Genomic DNA, 17,855 nt, shown 5'->3' with positions numbered 1-17,855 from the left:
CTATTGCGCGGTGGCTTTGAGGCCGGTGAGCAGTAATCGCTGGAACAGGTCCTCTTTCAAGCCTTCCGGGTTCGCCAGTTGCATCCGCTCCAGATGCTCCGGATACAGCGAAGCCTGCGGGGCATCCAGCGCTGCCTTGCCCAGCTCCAGAATCTCGGTCAGCTTGAACTTGCTCTTCAGCCAGTTCAACGCCCGCAACAGATCCCGCTCGATCGCTGTGAAATCACAGCCCAACGGATATTCCGGAAACAGATTCGGATGGCGTGCGGCAATTGCCTGCAAACGCTCTGGCGTGTTGTCGGCAAAGCGCGGATCAATACGGAAATCCTTCGGCAATTTGCCGACCTTCTGCGCTTGTTCGATCAGTCCCGGCTGGAAGCGTGAGTCGCTGATATTCAGCAGCGCTTCGATCACGGCCGCATCGGTTTTGCCGCGCAGATCGGCGATGCCGTACTCGGTGACCACTATGTCGCGCAGGTGCCGCGGGATGGTGCAGTGACCGTAATCCCAGACGATGTTCGAATTCACCTCACCGCCGGACTCGCGCCAGCTGCGCAGAATCAGCATCGATCGCGCACCTTGGAGGGCATGACCCTGGGCGACAAAGTTGTACTGCCCGCCGACGCCGCTGAGCACCCGACCGTCTTCCAGTTGATCGGCCACACCGGCTCCGAGCAACGTCATGTTGAACACCGTGTTGATGAAACGCGCATCAAGGCGTTGCAGCCGCTTGAGCTCTTCCTGCCCGTACAACTCGTTGATGTAGCTGATACGGGTCATGTTGAATTCGAGGCGCTTGCTCTGCGGCAATTCACGCAGGCGCTCGTAGAAACTGCGGGGGCCAAGGAAGAAGCCGCCATGCACCGAGATGCCGTCAGTCTGCGCCGCTTCATCAAGCGTGCCGGCGATGGCTTGTTCTTGCGTTGGCACATCCGGGTAAACCTTGCGCCGGATAATCCCGGCATCCGCCAGCACCAACAGGCCGTTGACGAACATTTCGCTGCAACCGTACAGGCCTTTGGCGAACGGCCCCGTCCCGCCCTCGCGCTCAATCAATTGCGCCCACTGGCTGAGGTTTACATCCGCGAGCAAGGCTTGATAACCCGAGTTATCGGCCTGACGCGCCAACAGTGCGGCGGTCAGCGCATCGCCCATCGAGCCAATGCCGATCTGCAACGTGCCGCCGTCGCGCACCAACACACTGGCATGCAGGCCAATGAAGTGATCCTGAAAACCGACGGGCATGTTCGGGGTGGAAAACAGCGTGCTGCTGTCCTTCTCATCGACCAGCAAGTCGAACGTGTCGATATCAACCTCGGCGTCGCCGGGCATGTACGGCAGCTCGGTGTGTACCTGACCGACCAACAAAATCGTCTCCCCGGCGACCCGGCGCTTGGCGATCATCGGTAACAGGTCGAGGGTGATGTCCGGGTTGCAGCTCAGGCTCAAACGATCCGGATGTTCGCTGCTGCTGGCCAGCAGTTGCGCCACCAGGTTCAGACCGGCGGCGTTGATGTCACGGGCGGCATGGCTGTAGTTGCTGCTGACGTAATCCTGCTGGGCCGGCGCGCTATTGAGCAGGCTGCCGGGCTGCATGAAGAACTGCTGAATGCGGATGTTGGCGGGCAGGCTGTCGCGGTGCAGATCGGCGAGAAAATCGAATTCCGGGTAGTCACCGAAGACGCGCTCGACGAAGGGCTCGATAAAGCGCTTCTGCAAACCGTCGCCCAGACTCGGACGGCCCAGACACAGCGCCGTGTAAATCGTCAGTTGCCGATCGGGCAGCCCTTTGACGCGCCGGTACAACGCGTTGACGAAGTGATTGGGTTTGCCCAACCCCAGCGGCAGGCCCATGTGGATATGCGCCGGCAACCGCGCCAGCACGTCATCCACTGCCTGTTCGATCGAACACAACTGCACCATCTGAAGCCTCCCGCCCGTTCCGTTGATAGGGGTAGACCGAGATTGCCTTGAGATTGCTGCAATGGATAGCCTCTGAGTGATTGCGTGCTGTTTTTGAAATGCTTTTTTGACTTGAGATTTTTGCCCCTCACCCTGGCCCTCTCCCGGAGGTAGAGGGGACTGATTGGGGGATACTTTGAAGTTACATCGACCTGAAAGTGCTCTACCGAATTCGTAATCGACGTGAAAGAGGTTGTGCCGAATCCATAATCGATGAAGTCTTTCAGGTCGATGTCGGACGCCAGACACCTCGGTCGGCCCCCTCTCCCTCTGGGAGAGGGCTGGGGTGAGGGCTCTTGAATCGCAGACACAAAAAAACCGTCCGAAGACGGTTTTTTTCATCAGCAGTACGCCCTACTTCAGGCCGGACATCTTCTCGATTGCACCTTTCAGATCGGCATCCGAGCAATCCGCGCAGGTACCTTTCGGCGGCATGGCGTTGATGCCGGTGATCGCCTTGGCCAGGATGCCGTCGAGGCCGCCCTGGTGATCGGCGCGTTCTTTCCACGCTGCGGTGTCACCAATTTTCGGCGCGCCCAACAGGCCGGTGCCGTGACAAGCGTTGCAATGCTTGGCAATGATTGAATCGGGAGTCTTGGCATCACCACCACCGGCAGTCGCTGCCACTTCCATCCCTTTGCATTCCTGACCTTGCACACACACCTGGCCGACGGGCTCAAGGCGTTTGGCAATGTCGTCGTTCGTCGCAGCTTGAGCGCTGACAGCCCAGAGGGCCAGTACGGTTGCTGGTGCAGCCAGCATTTTCATAATTAGGTTCACGCGTTCACCCTCAATGGTGGCTATTCACGCCTGCGGCCACGGTTCGCAGGCGGGCGCAAGTATAGCGGTTAGCCCGCTACACTGAAACAACCCCATAGTCGAAGGGGTTATACCGCGCTGTGGAAAAACTGTTCGGATGCCTTTGCCGTTATGGCTTGGCGCCTCTTTGTTTAAAAATTCGCCGGCGTCGCTGCGCTGATTAGTCGCGCAGGCAAGTCGAACGGATTACGAAAACGATGCGGCTTGGTACTTTCAAAGTAGTAGCTGTCGCCGGCTTCGAGAATAAAAGTTTCAAGACCCACCACCAATTCCAGACGACCCTCCACCAAGATCCCGGTTTCCTCGCCCTCGTGGGTGAGCATTTCTTCGCCGGTGTCGGCGCCCGGCGGGTAGATTTCGTTGAGAAACGCGATGGCCCGGCTAGGGTGCGCGCGACCGACCAGCTTCATGGTCACGGCGCCGTCGGAAATGTCGATCAGCTCGTTGGCTTTGTAAACGATCTGGGTCGGTATTTCCTGCAGGATCTCTTCGGAAAAGAATTCGACCATGGACATGGGAATCCCGCCCAGAACCTTCCTCAGCGAACTGATCGAAGGGCTGACACTGTTCTTTTCGATCATCGAAATGGTGCTGTTGGTGACGCCCGCGCGCTTGGCGAGTTCACGCTGGGAAAGCCCTTTGAGCTTGCGGATCGATTGCAGTCGTTCACCGACGTCCAAGGCTTAAGCCTCCTGATGTTGTAGAAATATTGAGCGTTATCATGGCGACAGCGTTCAGTATTTACAACACGTGGGCTCTGTAGCGCCCTCAACCCTCGGAATAGAGCCTTGGCACTCGACGCAGGTTGCAGAAAATCTGGTAGGGAATGGTACCGGCCCACTGCGCCACTTCGCTGGCGAGGATGTTTCTGCCCCACAGCTCGACGGTCGAACCCAATCCGGCTTCTGGCACATCGGTGAGGTCGATGCAGAGCATGTCCATCGATACCCGGCCGATGATGCGGCTGCGTTTGCCCGCGACCAAAACCGGCGTGCCGGTCGGCGCCTGACGCGGGTAACCATCGGCGTAACCCATGGCAACCACGCCAATGCGCATCGGTTTGTCGGTGATGAACTTGGCGCCGTAACCAACAGGTTCGCCGGCCGGCAACTCACGCACGCAGATGACTTTCGATTCGAGGGTCATCACCGGCAGCAGACGCCCGGCCACGGTGTGGGATTCTTCGAACGGCGTGGCGCCGTAGAGCATGATCCCCGGGCGCACCCAGTCGCTGTGAATCTGTGGCCAACCGAGCACGGCTGGCGAGTTGCGCAGACTGACTTCGGCGGCGAGCCCCTGCCGCGCGGCTTCGAACACGGCGACCTGATCGGCGCTGCTCTGCTCGTGCAGTTCGTCGGCGCGGGCGAAGTGGCTCATCAAGACGATCTTCGCCACTTTGCCGCTGGCCAGCAGGCGTTGATAGGCGGCCGGGTAGTCCTTGGGATGCAGGCCGACGCGATGCATGCCCGAATCAAGCTTCAGCCACACGGTGATCGGCTTGCTCAGCGCGGCCTGTTCAATTGCTTCGAGCTGCCACAGCGAATGCACCACGCACCAGAAATCATGCTCGACGATCAACGCCAGCTCATCGGCTTCAAAAAAGCCTTCAAGCAACAGCACCGGCGCACGAATGCCGGCGGCGCGCAGCTCCAGAGCCTCTTCGATGCAAGCAACGGCAAAACCGTCGGCCTCTCCTTCCAGCGCCTGGGCGCAACGCACCGCGCCATGGCCGTAGGCATCCGCCTTGATCACCGCGAGCGCCTTGGCGCTGGTGACTTCACGGGCGATTCGGTAGTTGTGACGCAGGGCTTGGAGGTCGATCAGGGCACGGGCTGGACGCATGGCGGCAGACTTCTAGGCGGTCAGGGGAATAAAAACCGGCGCTGGCTGACGGCGGGAACCGCCAACAGCGCCGGGAGAGGGATCTTTACAACGTATTACGGCAGTGCGGCGACGATGGAGATCTCAACCAGGATGCTCGGTTTGGCCATCTTCGCTTCGACGGTGGCACGGGCCGGGGCAGCACCTTTGGGCAGCCACTGATCCCACACCGAGTTCATCCCGGCAAAGTGTGCCTCGATGTCGTTGAGGTAGATGGTCGCCGACAGCAGATGCTGCTTGTCAGTGCCCGCCAGATCCAGCAAGCGCTCGATGTTGGCGAGCACATCGCGGGTCTGCTGTTCAATTCCGGCGTCGAAGTCGTCGCCGACCTGCCCGGCCAGATACACAGTGCCGTTATGGCTGACGATCTGACTCATGCGCTCATTGGTGAGCTGGCGCTGGATTGCCATGTTTTGCGGACTCCTGAATTTTGTTGCCGTAACGGGAAATATCGAGGCCTTCGGCGCTGATTTGCGGCTTTTTCTTCGCCATCAGGTCGGCCAGCAAACGACCGGACCCGCACGCCATGGTCCACCCAAGCGTGCCGTGACCCGTGTTGAGGAACAGGTTCTTGAACGGCGTCGCGCCCACGATCGGCGTGCCGTCCGGAGTGGTCGGACGCAGGCCGGTCCAGAAGCTCGCCTCGGCGAGATTGCCTCCCTGAGGATAAAGGTCGTTGACGATCATCTCCAGGGTTTCGCGCCGACGCGGGTTCAAAGACAGGTCAAAACCGGCGATCTCGGCCATGCCGCCGACGCGGATGCGGTTATCGAAACGGGTGATCGCGACCTTGTAGGTCTCGTCAAGAATGGTCGAAGTCGGGGCCATTGCCGGGTTGGTGATCGGCACGGTCAGCGAGTAACCCTTGAGCGGATAAACCGGCGCCTTGATGCCCAGCGGCTTGAGCAGTTGCGGCGAGTAGCTGCCGAGGGCCAGCACGTAGCGGTCGGCGGTTTCCAGCTTGCCGTCGATCCACACGCCGTTGATGCGATCACCGGCGAAGTCGAGTTTCTGGATGTCTTGGCCGAAGCGGAATTCCACACCCAGTTGCACCGCCATTTCGGCGAGACGCGTGGTGAAGATCTGGCAGTCGCCGGTCTGGTCGTTCGGCAGGCGCAGGGCACCGGCGAGAATATCGGTAACGCCCGCCAGGGCCGGCTCGACGCGGGCAATGCCGGCGCGGTCAAGGAGTTCAAACGGCACGCCGGATTCTTTCAGCACGGCGATGTCTTTGGCGGCGTTATCGAGTTGCGCCTGGGTGCGGAACAGTTGAGTCGTACCGAGGCTGCGACCCTCGTAGGCAATGCCTGTTTCGGCGCGCAATTCGTCGAGGCAGTCGCGACTGTACTCGGACAGACGCACCATGCGCTCCTTGTTCACCGCGTAACGATTGGCGGTGCAGTTGCGCAGCATCTGCGCCATCCACAAGTACTGGTCGATGTCAGCGGTGGCCTTGATCGCCAGTGGCGCGTGGCGTTGCAACAGCCACTTGATGGCCTTGAGCGGCACGCCCGGCGCTGCCCACGGCGAGGCATAGCCCGGCGACACCTGCCCGGCGTTGGCGAAACTGGTCTCCATGGCGGCGGCTGGCTGCCGGTCCACCACCACCACTTCAAACCCGGCACGGGCCAGATAGTAAGCACTGGCGGTACCGATGACGCCGCTACCCAAGACCATAACGCGCATTTTTGTATCCCTCATCGCGGCGTGCCGCGTACGTCTGTTGTTAGAGCAATGATGCGCGCAGTGTAAGAAAGATTTGCCAGTGCTTTTCACTGTATAAGCGCCTATATTTGGCGACAATTCTCGGCAAAAACCCTTTTCACGGAGGCGCATCCCCTATGCGTACCAACACTCAGACCAAACGTGAGCTGGACAAGATCGACCGCAACATTTTGCGGATCCTGCAGGCGGACGGACGGATTTCCTTTACCGAACTCGGGGAAAAGGTCGGCCTCTCCACCACGCCGTGCACCGAGCGGGTGCGGCGTCTGGAGCGCGAGGGAATCATCATGGGCTACAACGCCCGGCTGAATCCGCAGCACTTGAAGGGTAGCTTGCTGGTGTTCGTCGAGATCAGCCTCGACTACAAATCCGGCGACACTTTCGAAGAGTTCAGACGCGCGGTGCTGAAGTTGCCCCACGTGCTGGAGTGTCACCTGGTGTCAGGGGATTTCGACTATCTGGTGAAGGCGCGGATTTCCGAGATGGCCTCTTACCGCAAGCTGCTCGGCGACATTCTGTTGAAGCTGCCGCATGTGCGTGAATCGAAGAGCTATATCGTGATGGAAGAGGTTAAGGAAAGCTTGAACTTGCCGATCCCGGATTGATATGTGTGGCGTCTGACCTGGCCCATCGCTCGCAAAGCCAGCTCCCACAGTGATCATGGGTGCTCACGATACTTGTGTTCACCCAGAAAACCTGTGGGAGCTGGCTTGCCAGCGATGGCGTCAACTCGGTTCGAAGCGAACCTGTTAGACCAACACCTGCCGATTCGCCGCCATGTATTCGAAGATTTGCTTTTCAGCGCGGGGATGAATGAGTTCCACCGGCCCGCGCCCATTCGGACACGGCAACGTCTTCGTCGTACCAAACAACCGGCAAATCAGCGGCCGTTCGACGTACACCGTGCAGCCATTCGGCCCAAGGTGCACGCAGTTCAGCTCGTCCATCGCCGCATCCTGTTCGGCGCGGGTCTTGCGCGGCAGGCGCGCCATCTCTTCGGGCGAGGTGGTCACGGGCCCACAGCAGTCGTGGCAACCCGGCACGCACTCGAACGTGGGGATCTGCTGACGCAGGGTGCGGATTTTCTCGCTGTTGCAGCTCATCGAAACATCGACCGACGTGGAGTAGGCGGCAATTGTGCCGCAAAAGCCGTGATCCAGACACCGCAGGCCGACCAGTGTTGCCCGACTTCGCACGTGCGGCTTATGCTCCGTCAAATTTTCTCGACACCCCGCTCAGGATGACGCCCATGACTGCCCGCGCCCACACCTCCGCGAGCCAACCTCACGCCGCCTCTTATTACGCCGCCAGCAGCCTGCCGCAACCGGACCATCCGTTGCTGCAAGGCGAGGTGATTGCGGACGTGTGCGTGGTCGGCGGTGGCTTTTCCGGGCTGAACACCGCGCTGGAACTGGCCGAACGCGGCCTCAGCGTGGTGTTGCTGGAAGCGCACAAGATCGGCTGGGGCGCCAGCGGTCGCAATGGCGGGCAACTGATTCGCGGGGTTGGCCATGGTCTTGATCAGTTCACAAACGTGATCGGCGCCGATGGCGTGCGGCAGATGAAACTCATGGGCCTGGAAGCCGTGGAAATTGTCCGTCAGCGCGTCGAGCGTTTTCAGATTGCCTGCGATCTGACCTGGGGCTATTGCGACCTCGCCAACAAGCCGTCGGACCTCGAAGGCTTTGCCGAAGATGCCGAAGAACTGCGCAGCCTCGGTTATCGACACGAAACCCGACTGCTGCAAGCCAATGAAATGCACACCGTGGTCGGCTCCAAACGCTACATCGGTGGTTTGATCGACATGGGTTCCGGCCATCTGCACCCGCTGAATCTGGCGTTGGGCGAAGCCGCAGCAGCGCAGCAACTGGGCGTCAGACTGTTCGAGCAGTCGGCCGTCACACGCATCGATTACGGCCCGCAAGTCCGCGTACATACCGCCCAGGGTTCCGTTCGCGCCAAGACCCTGGTGCTGGGCTGCAACGCCTATCTGAACAACCTCAATGCGCAGCTCAGCGGCAAAGTGTTGCCCGCCGGCAGCTACATCATCGCCACCGAGCCGTTGAGCGAACAATTGGCTCAGCAGCTGCTGCCGCAAAACATGGCGGTCTGCGACCAACGTGTGGCGCTGGATTACTACCGGCTCTCGGCGGATCGCCGCTTGCTGTTCGGCGGTGCCTGCCATTACTCGGGGCGCGACCCGAAGGACATCGGCGCGTACATGCAGCCGAAGATGCTTGAAGTATTTCCGCAGTTGGCCGGGGTGAAAATCGATTATCAGTGGGGCGGGATGATCGGCATCGGCGCCAACCGTTTACCGCAGATCGGCCGGCTCGCGGATCAGCCGAATGTGTATTACGCCCAGGCGTATTCGGGGCACGGCGTGAATGCCACGCACCTCGCGGGCAAGTTGCTGGCCGAAGCGATCAGCGGGCAGCACGGCGGCGGGTTTGATCTGTTCGCCAAAGTGCCGCACATCACCTTCCCCGGCGGCAAGCATTTGCGCTCGCCTTTGTTGGCGCTGGGGATGTTGTGGCATCGCCTCAAAGAGTTGGTCTGAGGGCATTGCTGCGAACCTGAAGCCAGCTCCCACAATGATCATGGGTGTTCACGATATTTGTGTTCACCCAAAAACCTGTGGGAGCTGGCTTGCCAGCGATGGGGCCCGAAAGCGCACCACAACCCTTCAGATCCGCCAGAACGGCTTCAAACCCTCCTCCAGCGCCTGCTCGCGCGACAACCCGACATCCTTGAGCTGATCGTTTGTCATGTTCAGCAATGCCTTGCGCGTGTGCAGACGATGCCAGAACAGGCCCCAGCGACTTAGGCCGGACGGTGCGTTGCGCATGGCGCTGTTCCATGCACTGTCCTCCTGCCCTGCCTCCAGTTCCTGACTGTGTAACGTCAGCCGCACATCGCTCAAGCCGTTCATTTTTGTCGCTCCTGTTTACTTGGGTAGCCAGAGATTCCATGATGCGCGGGCCGGCAAAAGCATTACAGATTCAACGCATCTGTATTACTTCCATACAGATTTGCTAATCCTGCTACTGAATTGTCGATTTATGCCGCATCTGTACTGGTTTTTCGAATCACCTGCATCGAGGCAGTGCCATGACGCTTTATGTGAATCTCGCCGAACTGCTCGGCACACGCATCGAACAAGGCTTCTATCGACCAGGTGATCGACTGCCGTCGGTGCGCGCCCTGAGCGTAGAACATGGCGTCAGCCTCAGCACGGTGCAGCAGGCTTATCGCATGCTTGAAGACGGTGGCCTGGCCACACCGAAACCCAAATCCGGTTACTTCGTGCCGGTCGGACGCGAGCTGCCGGATCTGCCCGCCGTCGGCCGGCCGGCACAGCGACCGGTGGATATCTCGCAGTGGGATCAGGTGCTGGAGCTGATTCGCGCGGTGCCGCGCAAGGACGTGGTGCAACTCGGTCGCGGCATGCCCGACATCAGCTCACCGACCATGAAGCCGTTGCTGCGTGGACTGGCGCGGATCAGTCGCCGCCAGGACATGCCCGGCCTGTATTACGACAACATCCACGGCACCCTCGAATTGCGTGAGCAGATTGCCCGGCTGATGCTCGATTCCGGCTGCCAGTTGAGCGCCAGCGATCTCGTCGTCACCACCGGTTGCCACGAAGCGCTGTCCACCAGCATCCGGGCGATCTGCGAGCCCGGCGATATTGTCGCGGTGGATTCGCCAAGCTTCCACGGTGCCATGCAGACACTCAAGGGGCTGGGCATGAAGGCCCTGGAAATCCCCACCGACCCACTCACCGGCATCAGTCTCGAAGCGTTGGAACTGGCGCTGGAACAATGGCCGATCAAGGTCATCCAGCTCACGCCCAACTGCAACAACCCGCTTGGCTACATCATGCCGGAGTCGCGCAAACGCGCCCTGCTCAACCTCGCACAGCGCTTCGACGTAGCGATCATCGAGGACGATGTGTATGGCGAACTGGCCTACACCTACCCGCGTCCACGCACGATCAAATCGTTCGATGAAGACGGCCGCGTGCTGCTTTGCAGTTCGTTTTCCAAGACGTTGGCGCCGGGGCTGCGCATCGGCTGGGTTGCGCCGGGTCGATATCTGGAACGGGTGCTGCACATGAAATACATCAGCACCGGCTCGACCGCGCCACAGCCGCAAATCGCCATTGCCGAGTTTCTCAAGTCCGGACACTTCGAACCGCATTTGCGGCGGATGCGCACGCAATACCAGCGCAATCGCGACATGATGATCGACTGGGTGACCCGCTACTTCCCTGCCGGCACGCGCGCCAGTCGCCCGCAAGGCAGCTTCATGTTGTGGGTCGAACTGCCGGAAGGGTTCGACGCCCTGAAACTGAATCGTGCGCTGCTCGAGGAAGGCGTACAGATTGCTGTTGGCAGCATCTTTTCCGCCTCGGGCAAGTACCGCAATTGCCTGCGGATGAACTACGCCGCCAAACCAACACCGCAAATTGAAGAGGCGGTGCGTAAGGTTGGCGCGGCGGCGATCCGGCTACTGGCCCTCGGCTGATTGGCAGATCGCGTCGACCGTTGCATAGAGTTTATCGGTGTCGCTGCTTGCCGGTGCATCGACCTCGACCTGACAGGCTTGACCGATGCCGGAGTCGATCCGCAACCGCACCAGGGCTGGTGCATCGGTCAGGTACACCAGCCCGGCATCCACCACACTGGTCAGGTAGTTACCCTGGCCATCCTGCACCGCTACGCCTTTGGGGACGGGCAAACCGTCAGGCGTACGCACCTGCAGCATCAGACGGCGCACGGTGTCTACGGGAAAGTCCAGGCGCGGCACGGCGCCACGTCCGGCTTCGACTTCCTGATAACCATTGAGCACATCAACATTGCGCGGCAGGCTGCGGGTGTCGATTTCGACTCGATTCGTGCGCCACGCCGACAAACTCGAAGCCACTGCCCGCCCCGCGCCATCGGTCCAGACCGGACCTTGCGGCGTGCTCAGCTGGATACCGGCACTCTCACCTGCCTTGACCAGCGCAAAAGTCTCGCGCACCGGATAAGGCGAAAGCGTCACGCCCCCTTCGTGCAGCACCAGACCCCCGCGCAGCCCGGCGTCATAACGGCTCAAGCCGACGCTGTTACGCGAGTAGCCAAGGTCGACGCTGGTGTAACGCGGCAATGCGCTGAGTCGGGCACTGAAGTCGGTTTGCCCGTTCTGTACGCGCGTCATTTCCACGCTGTAATTCAGCGTGTCGCTCAATGGTTCGGCATAACGGGTACCCGTGCGCAATCCCCGCTGCTCGTCGTGCCGGGCGAATGTGTTCACCCTGCCTTTGCTTCCCAGCGGAAAACCAACGGTCAGATAGGCACTGCCACCTCGCCCTCCCATGGTGGAACCGCTGCTTTCGCGCTGAACACTGAGCGATAAGTTGGCCTTGGAAAAAGTCTGCGACCATGTCGCCCCCATCCGCGAATGTTGCGTGCTGCCCTGCCCCGCATACGTTGACCAGAAGCCGGAAAAGGCGCCCCAGTCACGACTCGAGTAGTTGACCCCGGCGCCCCATTGTCGCTCGCCCTGCTGGTCGAGCTCCTCTTCAGCACCCTGCCCCGTTTGCGCCAAGTTACGAAAACCCGCACTGCGCCGGCTCATGTTGAGACTGGCTGACAGGCCATAGCCCAAAGGCATACCGAGCGCCGCTTGCGTTCTCCGGCCCTGGCCCGAATTCACGGTCATGGAATTCAGCTGCTGCACGCTGACCACCGCCCCCATGCCCAGAGCCTGCTTTAACTCCCATCCTGCGGAGCGATAGTCGTCGGCAGCCATGATCCCGGCACTGAAGCCAGTCGCCGACCCCAGCAACCAGTCTTTGCTGGCCGCCACGAAAGCCGGCGCTTCGCGGTCATCATTGCGCATTCGCCGGACCTTTCCTGCCGCGAGCCCATATCCGGGTTTCGCCGGCAGGGTCGGGGCTCTCAAAGAGGCGGCCGGAACGAGAAATACGTGACGCTCACCACTTTCGGCCACGACGGTGACTTCCAGATCCAGATGACGGCTCAACAGCGGCAAATTACGCAGTGCAAATGGCCCGCCGGGTACCACTGTGGAATAGACCAACACGCCGCTCTGCCGAACTTCGATGCGCGCGGGCGATGGTGCATGACCTTCCACGACCGAGCCGCTACCGGGATCGTCTGCCACGGCCCCGGCCAAGGCCGAGTCAGGCAAGATTTGCACACCCGTGAACGGCTCCCCCGCGAACAACGATGAACGCATGTTGAGCTGCCCGACTTGCACCTCCGCCGCATACGCCTCCCATGTGCGCGAAGCGTGGGTATAGAGAAGATCGAAACGCTCGACACCCGCAGATGAGTTGTAGTTCTGCCGACTGCGCACCACCCAGTCGGCGGCGTTGAACCCCAACTCGGTAGCAAGGTTTAGATAGTGGTTCGACTGGCCGGGGCTGGAGTCGCGCACCACGAGCGCGTCGTAGTTGAACAACCCGGCACTGCCGCCCGATTGCCAGCCGCGCGCGCCAGACTTTGGTTCAAGCAGCAAACCTGTCGGTACCAACAGCATCACTCTTTGCGAACCGGGATCAAGCCGTACCTGCACGCCGGGCAGATGCTGGTCCACGTGAACACAGCTGCCCTTGTTGGCGTTGTCGGGCAAGCCGGAAGGCACTGCGATGGACGCCTGATCCAGCAACCGGTTATCGAGACATAACTGCCCGTCGCCATCAAACCTCGCCACAACCGAACCCACAGCCCTGCCGTTGACCTCAAGCGCCACTCGACTGCGTCCGGCCGTGAATCGGGGTTCCACGCCGAAAAACCGAGCGGTGGCAGGGTCGATGCCGCGAGCTTCCAGTACCGCCGGATCGAATTCGGTATATGTCTGAGCCGCGGCTACTGAAGGCATCAGAAGGACCGGTGCGAGCCAGCCGGGGACAGCGCAAAATGCCCGCAGGAGCAGCGCGCCGCGTTTCATCTTTGAACGATCAACGGCGCGTCGTAGCTGTCGACGGCAAAACCGTACGTTGTCGCCGGAAACAACCGTACGTGAGTGCCCAATGTCGACGATGTGTCGAGCATCAGCACTTCGCCCGGCAGAATGTAAGTGCGTTGCAGATCGAGGGTGACGCCACCGGGAATCAGGTTCACCGCTTTGGACAGCCTGACCACATACGGACTCGGGTTACTCACGCGAATTTGTTGACCGGCAACGCTCCAGACCAGGCGTTTCCAGGGCATGCGGTCGATAGCCAGATTGGGCGGCCGGACAATCACCGGGATGTTCTGGCGCACGGTCAGATGCACCTGCGCGCCGCTCCCGCCTTGCCGCGGGCTGATCCCTTCGAAAACCACGCGTTGCAGGCGCTCGGTTTTCAGCGGTCCGACCTCTCGCAAAATGAACCGCACCTGCTGACTTTTGCCCGGCTCGACACGAGCCACCGGCGGATTGAGCAATAGCAGCGGCTCGGCATCCTCAGGAATGTGCTCGATGGTGCTGTAGAGCAGTGCCGGCTGGTCGTCGGAGTTGCGGACATTCAGGGTCGCCTCCCCCGACGCTTGATCGACCACCACAACCGGCGTTTCCGGAACCATGCCAGCGGCATGGCTACTGGCGCTCATGAATGACAGGCACACGGCCACGAAGGCGGCAGGCACCTGGAAAGAAAAAAGGGGATACATGAAAATCTCCAGCGGGTATCGGCCAAATCCGCCAGGCGATTTCGGCCGATACCTTGATGCGAAAAAATATGCGCTAACGCTATTCAGGCCCTGCGAGGCGCATCACGCGATCCGCACGGGCTCGTCAGTTTTTCGACTCAGAGGTAGAACACGTTGAACGTCACCGAACCATCGAGCTGGAACTCGTCGGTGGTCGGCGGCAGATCGGCGGTCGGGCGAATCGCTGCCGCGACTTGCATCGGGAACGTGTGCAACCGAGCAGCGGCAGGGCCCGCCGCAGCACTCGGCCCCCACGAATACGTAACAGGTGCGTTGGATACCAGGCCGGCGGCCGGTACACGCCATACGCGGTTTTGTGGGTTGCGCACCAGGAAGGTTTGTGGAGTGCCATCGGCCAGTGGCTGGCCGGTCAACAGACCGAAACCGCCAATGCCGACACCTTTTGTGTTGCCTAGACCGAAATAAAGCGTGTCAGAAGTCCGGCCATTGAACGTCAAGCCTGTCACTTTGGTGGCGGCACGGTTGTCAGTCGCCGAGATTTCAACCGCCGCCGGTGCATCGCACGCAACCTTTAGGGTGATGTCCCTTGGGGGCAGATCGTTCTGCTGAGTCGCGCTCAGACTGGCGGAAAAAATACGCCCCAGATTCACGTCGCCGCCACCGGCGAACGCCGGAACGCAGGCCGTTGGAATCACTGTGCCGGAGACTGTCAGGTCGAGGGTGTTGGCCTGAGCCGCAAAGGGTGACAGCGCCAATATCAAGGCACTGGCTGCAGAGAGTTTTTTCATTGTTATTTACCGGTTGATGGTTGGATTCATAAACGGGTCGTTTCAGGACGTTGCGCAGTCCTGAGCGGCCGTTATGCCCGCACATCATTCCCGGTTCAGAAAGGCTTTTCTGTAGGTTCCAGTCACCTGGTAGGCATAGCGTTTTCGACGTACTGCGTAGTCCGTTTCAGCGAGCTTCGACAGAGCTGACTCAAAGTCCAGAGTGAATTTAATCTAAACAAAGAATGTCCTACGCCCGTGCCATACTTCGACCTTCGACCCGCCATGAGATGATCCTCCTTGAGATCCAGAACGGTCCTACTTTTCCCTGTACTTCTCGTGCTCCTGCTCAGCAGTTGCGCGAGCCTGAACGCCCCACGCGAACAGAGCCAGGCGTTGCCAGCGTCCGACTCGGCTTTCGGCCGGTCGATTCAAGCTCAGGCGGCGCCGTACGGAGGGCAATCCGGTTTTCGTTTGCTATCCAACAGCACCGAGGCGTTCACCGCCCGTGCCGAACTGATCCGTCACGCGCAAAGCAGCCTCGATTTGCAGTACTACATCGTGCATGACGGCGTCAGCACACGGATGCTGGTGGAAGAATTGTTGAAAGCCGCCGACCGTGGCGTACGTGTGCGGATTCTGCTCGACGACACCACCAGCGACGGTCTCGACCAGATCATCGCGACACTGGCGGCGCACCCGCAGATCCATATCCGTCTGTTCAATCCGCTGCACTTGGGGCGCAGCACCGGCGTGACCCGGGCTGCCGGACGACTGTTCAACCTGTCGCTGCAACACCGGCGCATGCACAACAAGTTATGGCTGGCGGATAACAGCGTGGCCATCGTCGGCGGACGCAATCTGGGCGACGAGTACTTCGATGCCGAGCCCAATCTGAATTTCACTGACATTGACATGCTCAGCGTGGGGCCGGTGGCCGAGCAGCTGGGGCACAGTTTCGATCAGTACTGGAACAGCGCGTTGAGCAAACCCATCGACGAGTTCCTCAGCAGCAAACCGACGGCCAGGGACTTGCAAAACACCCGCATGCGCCTCGAAGAGTCGCTGGAGGAAACCCGAAAGCAGAACCACGCGCTGTATCAGCAGTTGATGACGTTCAAGACCGACCCGCGCATGGACATCTGGCGCAAAGAGCTGATCTGGGCCTGGAATCAGGCGCTGTGGGATGCGCCGAGCAAGGTGCTGTCCAAAGGCGAGCCGGACCCGCACTTGCTGCTGACCACGCAACTGGCGCCAGAGCTTACGGGGGTCAGCAAAGAACTGATCATGATTTCGGCCTATTTCGTACCGGGCCAGCCGGGGCTCGTGTACCTGACCGGGCGTGCTGATGCCGGGGTTTCGGTAAGCCTGCTGACCAACTCGCTGGAGGCCACGGATGTCCCAGCGGTGCATGGCGGGTATGCGCCGTATCGCAAGGCGCTGCTGCAGCATGGCGTGAAACTGTACGAACTGCGCCGCCAACCGGGGGACGGTGGCGGCAGCGGCCCGCATGTGTTTTACAGCAAGTCGTTTCGCGGCTCGGACTCCAGCCTGCACAGTAAGGCGATAATCTTCGACCGGCGTAAATCATTTATTGGCTCTTTCAATTTCGACCCTCGTTCAGTGCTGTGGAATACCGAAGTCGGCGTGTTGGTCGACAGTCCCCAGCTTGCCGAGCATGTGCGCGAGCTGGCGCTGCAAGGCATGGCGCCGGCACTCAGCTACGAAGCGAAATTGCAGGACGGGAATATCGTCTGGGTGACTGAGGATAACGGTCAGATGCACACGTTGAGCAAGGAACCGGGCAGTTGGTGGCGCCGGTTCAATGCGTGGTTCAGTACAACGGTCGGCTTGGAACGGATGCTATAAAAGCAAAGGATTCAAGCCGCCTGCGCCGCGCCAAATGCCCCCTGACGCATGAGCAGAATCACCAACCCGAACGCCCCCGCCGCCATCAACCACGGCAACGCATGGCCGCTGATCCACTGACTGCCCGCCCCCGCCGCCAACGGCCCGAGCAGACAGCCAACGCCCCACAGTTGCGCGATATGCGCATTGGCTCGCACCAGCGCGTCATCACGGTAACGCTCACCGATAAGGATCAGCGACAGCGTGAACAAACCACCGGCACTGGCGCCAAACAACACCCACAGCGGCCAGATCAGTAACGTGTCGATCAGCATCGGAATCGCCAGGCTCGACAGCATCAATATCACCGCGCACCCGGTGAACAGGGTGCGCCGCGACAGGTAATCGGCTAATGCGCCAATCGGCAATTGCAGCAGCGCATCGCCCACCACCACAGTACTGACCATCGCCAAGGCGATTTCGGCGGTAAAACCCTGTTGCAGGCAATACACCGGCAGCAACGTCAGGATCATCGCCTCGAACGCGGCAAACAACGACACCGCCCAAGCAATCGCCGGCAACTCGCGGGCAAAGCCCCACAGGTCGCGGAAGGTCACGCTGCTCGCTTCACTGCTCGGCGCACCGCTACGGCGCAGCAACAGCAAAGGGGAAATCATCAGCAGCGCGACACCGACCCAAAAGCCGTAATCATTTTCGGTGCCGAGCGCGCCCAGCAGCAAAGGGCCAGACAGCTGGCTCAGCGCATAACTGCTGCCATACAGCGCCACCAGTCGACCACGCCAATGCTCGACCACCAGCTGATTGATCCAGCTCTCGCCGAGGATGAACACGATGGTCAGGATCACGCCGATCATCAGGCGCAGCACCAGCCAGACCGGATAGCTCGGCAATAACGCCAACAGGCCAATGGACAGCGCTCCGGCCCACAGGCACAGACGCATCAGGTTCGCCGTGCCGAAACGCGCCGCCAGGTGACTGGAGATTTTCGCGCCCAACAACACGCCGATGGCCGGCATCGCTGCCATAACGCCAATGGCGAAGGCGCCGTAGCCCCAGCTCTCCAGCCGCAACGACACCAACGGCATGCTGACCCCCAGGGCCAGGCCGACACTCAAGACAGACGCCAACACGGCGAAATACGTCGCCCACCGCATGTTCCACGCTC

The 17,855-nt window shown here is 60.5% G+C and carries 16 protein-coding genes; 4 read left to right on the top strand and 12 right to left on the bottom strand.

Features of this window, described 5'->3' with window-relative positions; translation table 11 throughout:
- From AB4P91_RS06550 to dadA, 6 genes are all read right to left on the bottom strand, one after another.
- Window positions 1-1,923: an acetyl-CoA hydrolase/transferase C-terminal domain-containing protein gene (locus tag AB4P91_RS06550; RefSeq protein ID WP_395604512.1), complete on the bottom strand. Its 1,923-nt coding sequence runs from the start codon at window positions 1,921-1,923 to the stop codon at window positions 1-3.
- Between the two features lie 393 nt (window positions 1,924-2,316).
- Window positions 2,317-2,730, bottom strand: coding sequence for a cytochrome c5 family protein (locus AB4P91_RS06545; protein ID WP_150593750.1), 414 nt, complete (start codon window positions 2,728-2,730; stop codon window positions 2,317-2,319).
- Between the two features lie 182 nt (window positions 2,731-2,912).
- The gene (locus AB4P91_RS06540; protein WP_025112726.1) at window positions 2,913-3,461 is read right to left on the bottom strand and encodes a cupin domain-containing protein; all 549 of its coding nucleotides are present in this window, start codon (window positions 3,459-3,461) and stop codon (window positions 2,913-2,915) included.
- An 88-nt stretch (window positions 3,462-3,549) separates the two neighbouring features.
- A complete protein-coding gene (gene alr, locus AB4P91_RS06535) occupies window positions 3,550-4,623 on the bottom strand; it encodes an alanine racemase (RefSeq protein ID WP_150593463.1) in 1,074 nt (357 codons plus the stop codon).
- Between the two features lie 95 nt (window positions 4,624-4,718).
- A complete protein-coding gene (locus AB4P91_RS06530; protein WP_038359209.1) occupies window positions 4,719-5,072 on the bottom strand; it encodes a RidA family protein in 354 nt (117 codons plus the stop codon).
- Window positions 5,044-6,348, bottom strand: coding sequence for a D-amino acid dehydrogenase (dadA, locus tag AB4P91_RS06525; protein WP_150593461.1), 1,305 nt, complete (start codon window positions 6,346-6,348; stop codon window positions 5,044-5,046). The genes AB4P91_RS06530 and dadA overlap by 29 nt, the downstream gene beginning before the upstream one ends.
- Window positions 6,349-6,503: 155 nt before the next feature.
- Between dadA and AB4P91_RS06520 the strand changes: the two genes are divergently transcribed.
- Window positions 6,504-6,992, top strand: coding sequence for an Lrp/AsnC ligand binding domain-containing protein (locus AB4P91_RS06520; protein WP_003206849.1), 489 nt, complete (start codon window positions 6,504-6,506; stop codon window positions 6,990-6,992).
- A gap of 144 nt (window positions 6,993-7,136) precedes the next feature.
- Here the strand turns inward: AB4P91_RS06520 and AB4P91_RS06515 are convergent, their stop codons facing one another.
- Window positions 7,137-7,490 carry a YkgJ family cysteine cluster protein gene (locus AB4P91_RS06515; RefSeq protein ID WP_395604511.1) on the bottom strand — a complete coding sequence of 118 codons (354 nt, stop codon included), beginning with the start codon at window positions 7,488-7,490 and terminating at the stop codon, window positions 7,137-7,139.
- Window positions 7,491-7,636: 146 nt separating this feature from the next.
- Here AB4P91_RS06515 and AB4P91_RS06510 point away from each other — a divergent pair, with 146 nt between their 5' ends.
- Complete coding sequence (locus AB4P91_RS06510) at window positions 7,637-8,947, top strand: FAD-binding oxidoreductase (protein ID WP_150688323.1); 1,311 nt, start codon at window positions 7,637-7,639, stop codon at window positions 8,945-8,947.
- 126 nt (window positions 8,948-9,073) lie between these two features.
- On the opposite strand, the gene AB4P91_RS06505 is transcribed toward AB4P91_RS06510, so the two are convergent.
- On the bottom strand, window positions 9,074-9,319 hold the full coding sequence (locus AB4P91_RS06505) for a DUF1127 domain-containing protein (RefSeq protein WP_047304150.1): 246 nt from the start codon (window positions 9,317-9,319) through the stop codon (window positions 9,074-9,076).
- Between the two features lie 179 nt (window positions 9,320-9,498).
- Between AB4P91_RS06505 and AB4P91_RS06500 the strand changes: the two genes are divergently transcribed.
- Window positions 9,499-10,917, top strand: coding sequence for a PLP-dependent aminotransferase family protein (locus tag AB4P91_RS06500; protein ID WP_150593459.1), 1,419 nt, complete (start codon window positions 9,499-9,501; stop codon window positions 10,915-10,917).
- Here the strand turns inward: AB4P91_RS06500 and AB4P91_RS06495 are convergent.
- The 3 genes from AB4P91_RS06495 to AB4P91_RS06485 form a co-directional block, all read right to left on the bottom strand.
- Window positions 10,900-13,281, bottom strand: coding sequence for a fimbria/pilus outer membrane usher protein (locus tag AB4P91_RS06495; protein ID WP_395604510.1), 2,382 nt, complete (start codon window positions 13,279-13,281; stop codon window positions 10,900-10,902). The two genes, AB4P91_RS06500 and AB4P91_RS06495, sit on opposite strands and share 18 nt — an antisense overlap.
- A gap of 65 nt (window positions 13,282-13,346) precedes the next feature.
- Window positions 13,347-14,054: a fimbria/pilus chaperone family protein gene (locus tag AB4P91_RS06490; protein WP_150593457.1), complete on the bottom strand. Its 708-nt coding sequence runs from the start codon at window positions 14,052-14,054 to the stop codon at window positions 13,347-13,349.
- Window positions 14,055-14,191: 137 nt separating this feature from the next.
- Window positions 14,192-14,842 carry a DUF1120 domain-containing protein gene (locus tag AB4P91_RS06485; RefSeq protein ID WP_150595970.1) on the bottom strand — a complete coding sequence of 217 codons (651 nt, stop codon included), beginning with the start codon at window positions 14,840-14,842 and terminating at the stop codon, window positions 14,192-14,194.
- Window positions 14,843-15,121: 279 nt separating this feature from the next.
- Here AB4P91_RS06485 and AB4P91_RS06480 point away from each other — a divergent pair, with 279 nt between their 5' ends.
- A complete protein-coding gene (locus AB4P91_RS06480) occupies window positions 15,122-16,690 on the top strand; it encodes a phospholipase D family protein (protein ID WP_150595969.1) in 1,569 nt (522 codons plus the stop codon).
- An 11-nt stretch (window positions 16,691-16,701) separates the two neighbouring features.
- Here AB4P91_RS06480 and AB4P91_RS06475 read toward each other — a convergent pair whose 3' ends face one another.
- Window positions 16,702-17,844 carry an MFS transporter gene (locus AB4P91_RS06475; protein WP_150688319.1) on the bottom strand — a complete coding sequence of 381 codons (1,143 nt, stop codon included), beginning with the start codon at window positions 17,842-17,844 and terminating at the stop codon, window positions 16,702-16,704.
- Window positions 17,845-17,855 lie beyond the last annotated feature (11 nt).

It is taken from the genome of Pseudomonas sp. B21128 (genome assembly GCF_044218865.1).
GTDB classification, from domain to species: Bacteria; Pseudomonadota; Gammaproteobacteria; order Pseudomonadales; family Pseudomonadaceae; genus Aquipseudomonas; species Aquipseudomonas iridis.
This window is presented reverse-complemented; position numbering and strand designations above follow the sequence as displayed.

Coding starts and splice junctions, on each gene's coding strand:
- AB4P91_RS06530 (WP_038359209.1), bottom strand. CDS start 5,072: ATGGCAATCCAGCGCCAGCTCACCAATGAGCGCATGAGTCAGATCGTC.
- alr (WP_150593463.1), bottom strand. CDS start 4,623: ATGCGTCCAGCCCGTGCCCTGATCGACCTCCAAGCCCTGCGTCACAAC.
- AB4P91_RS06510 (WP_150688323.1), top strand. CDS start 7,637: ATGACTGCCCGCGCCCACACCTCCGCGAGCCAACCTCACGCCGCCTCT.
- AB4P91_RS06475 (WP_150688319.1), bottom strand. CDS start 17,844: ATGCGGTGGGCGACGTATTTCGCCGTGTTGGCGTCTGTCTTGAGTGTC.
- AB4P91_RS06500 (WP_150593459.1), top strand. CDS start 9,499: ATGACGCTTTATGTGAATCTCGCCGAACTGCTCGGCACACGCATCGAA.
- AB4P91_RS06505 (WP_047304150.1), bottom strand. CDS start 9,319: ATGAACGGCTTGAGCGATGTGCGGCTGACGTTACACAGTCAGGAACTG.
- dadA (WP_150593461.1), bottom strand. CDS start 6,348: ATGCGCGTTATGGTCTTGGGTAGCGGCGTCATCGGTACCGCCAGTGCT.
- AB4P91_RS06550 (WP_395604512.1), bottom strand. CDS start 1,923: ATGGTGCAGTTGTGTTCGATCGAACAGGCAGTGGATGACGTGCTGGCG.
- AB4P91_RS06545 (WP_150593750.1), bottom strand. CDS start 2,730: ATGAAAATGCTGGCTGCACCAGCAACCGTACTGGCCCTCTGGGCTGTC.
- AB4P91_RS06520 (WP_003206849.1), top strand. CDS start 6,504: ATGCGTACCAACACTCAGACCAAACGTGAGCTGGACAAGATCGACCGC.
- AB4P91_RS06490 (WP_150593457.1), bottom strand. CDS start 14,054: ATGTATCCCCTTTTTTCTTTCCAGGTGCCTGCCGCCTTCGTGGCCGTG.
- AB4P91_RS06515 (WP_395604511.1), bottom strand. CDS start 7,490: ATGAGCTGCAACAGCGAGAAAATCCGCACCCTGCGTCAGCAGATCCCC.
- AB4P91_RS06485 (WP_150595970.1), bottom strand. CDS start 14,842: ATGAAAAAACTCTCTGCAGCCAGTGCCTTGATATTGGCGCTGTCACCC.
- AB4P91_RS06495 (WP_395604510.1), bottom strand. CDS start 13,281: ATGCCTTCAGTAGCCGCGGCTCAGACATATACCGAATTCGATCCGGCG.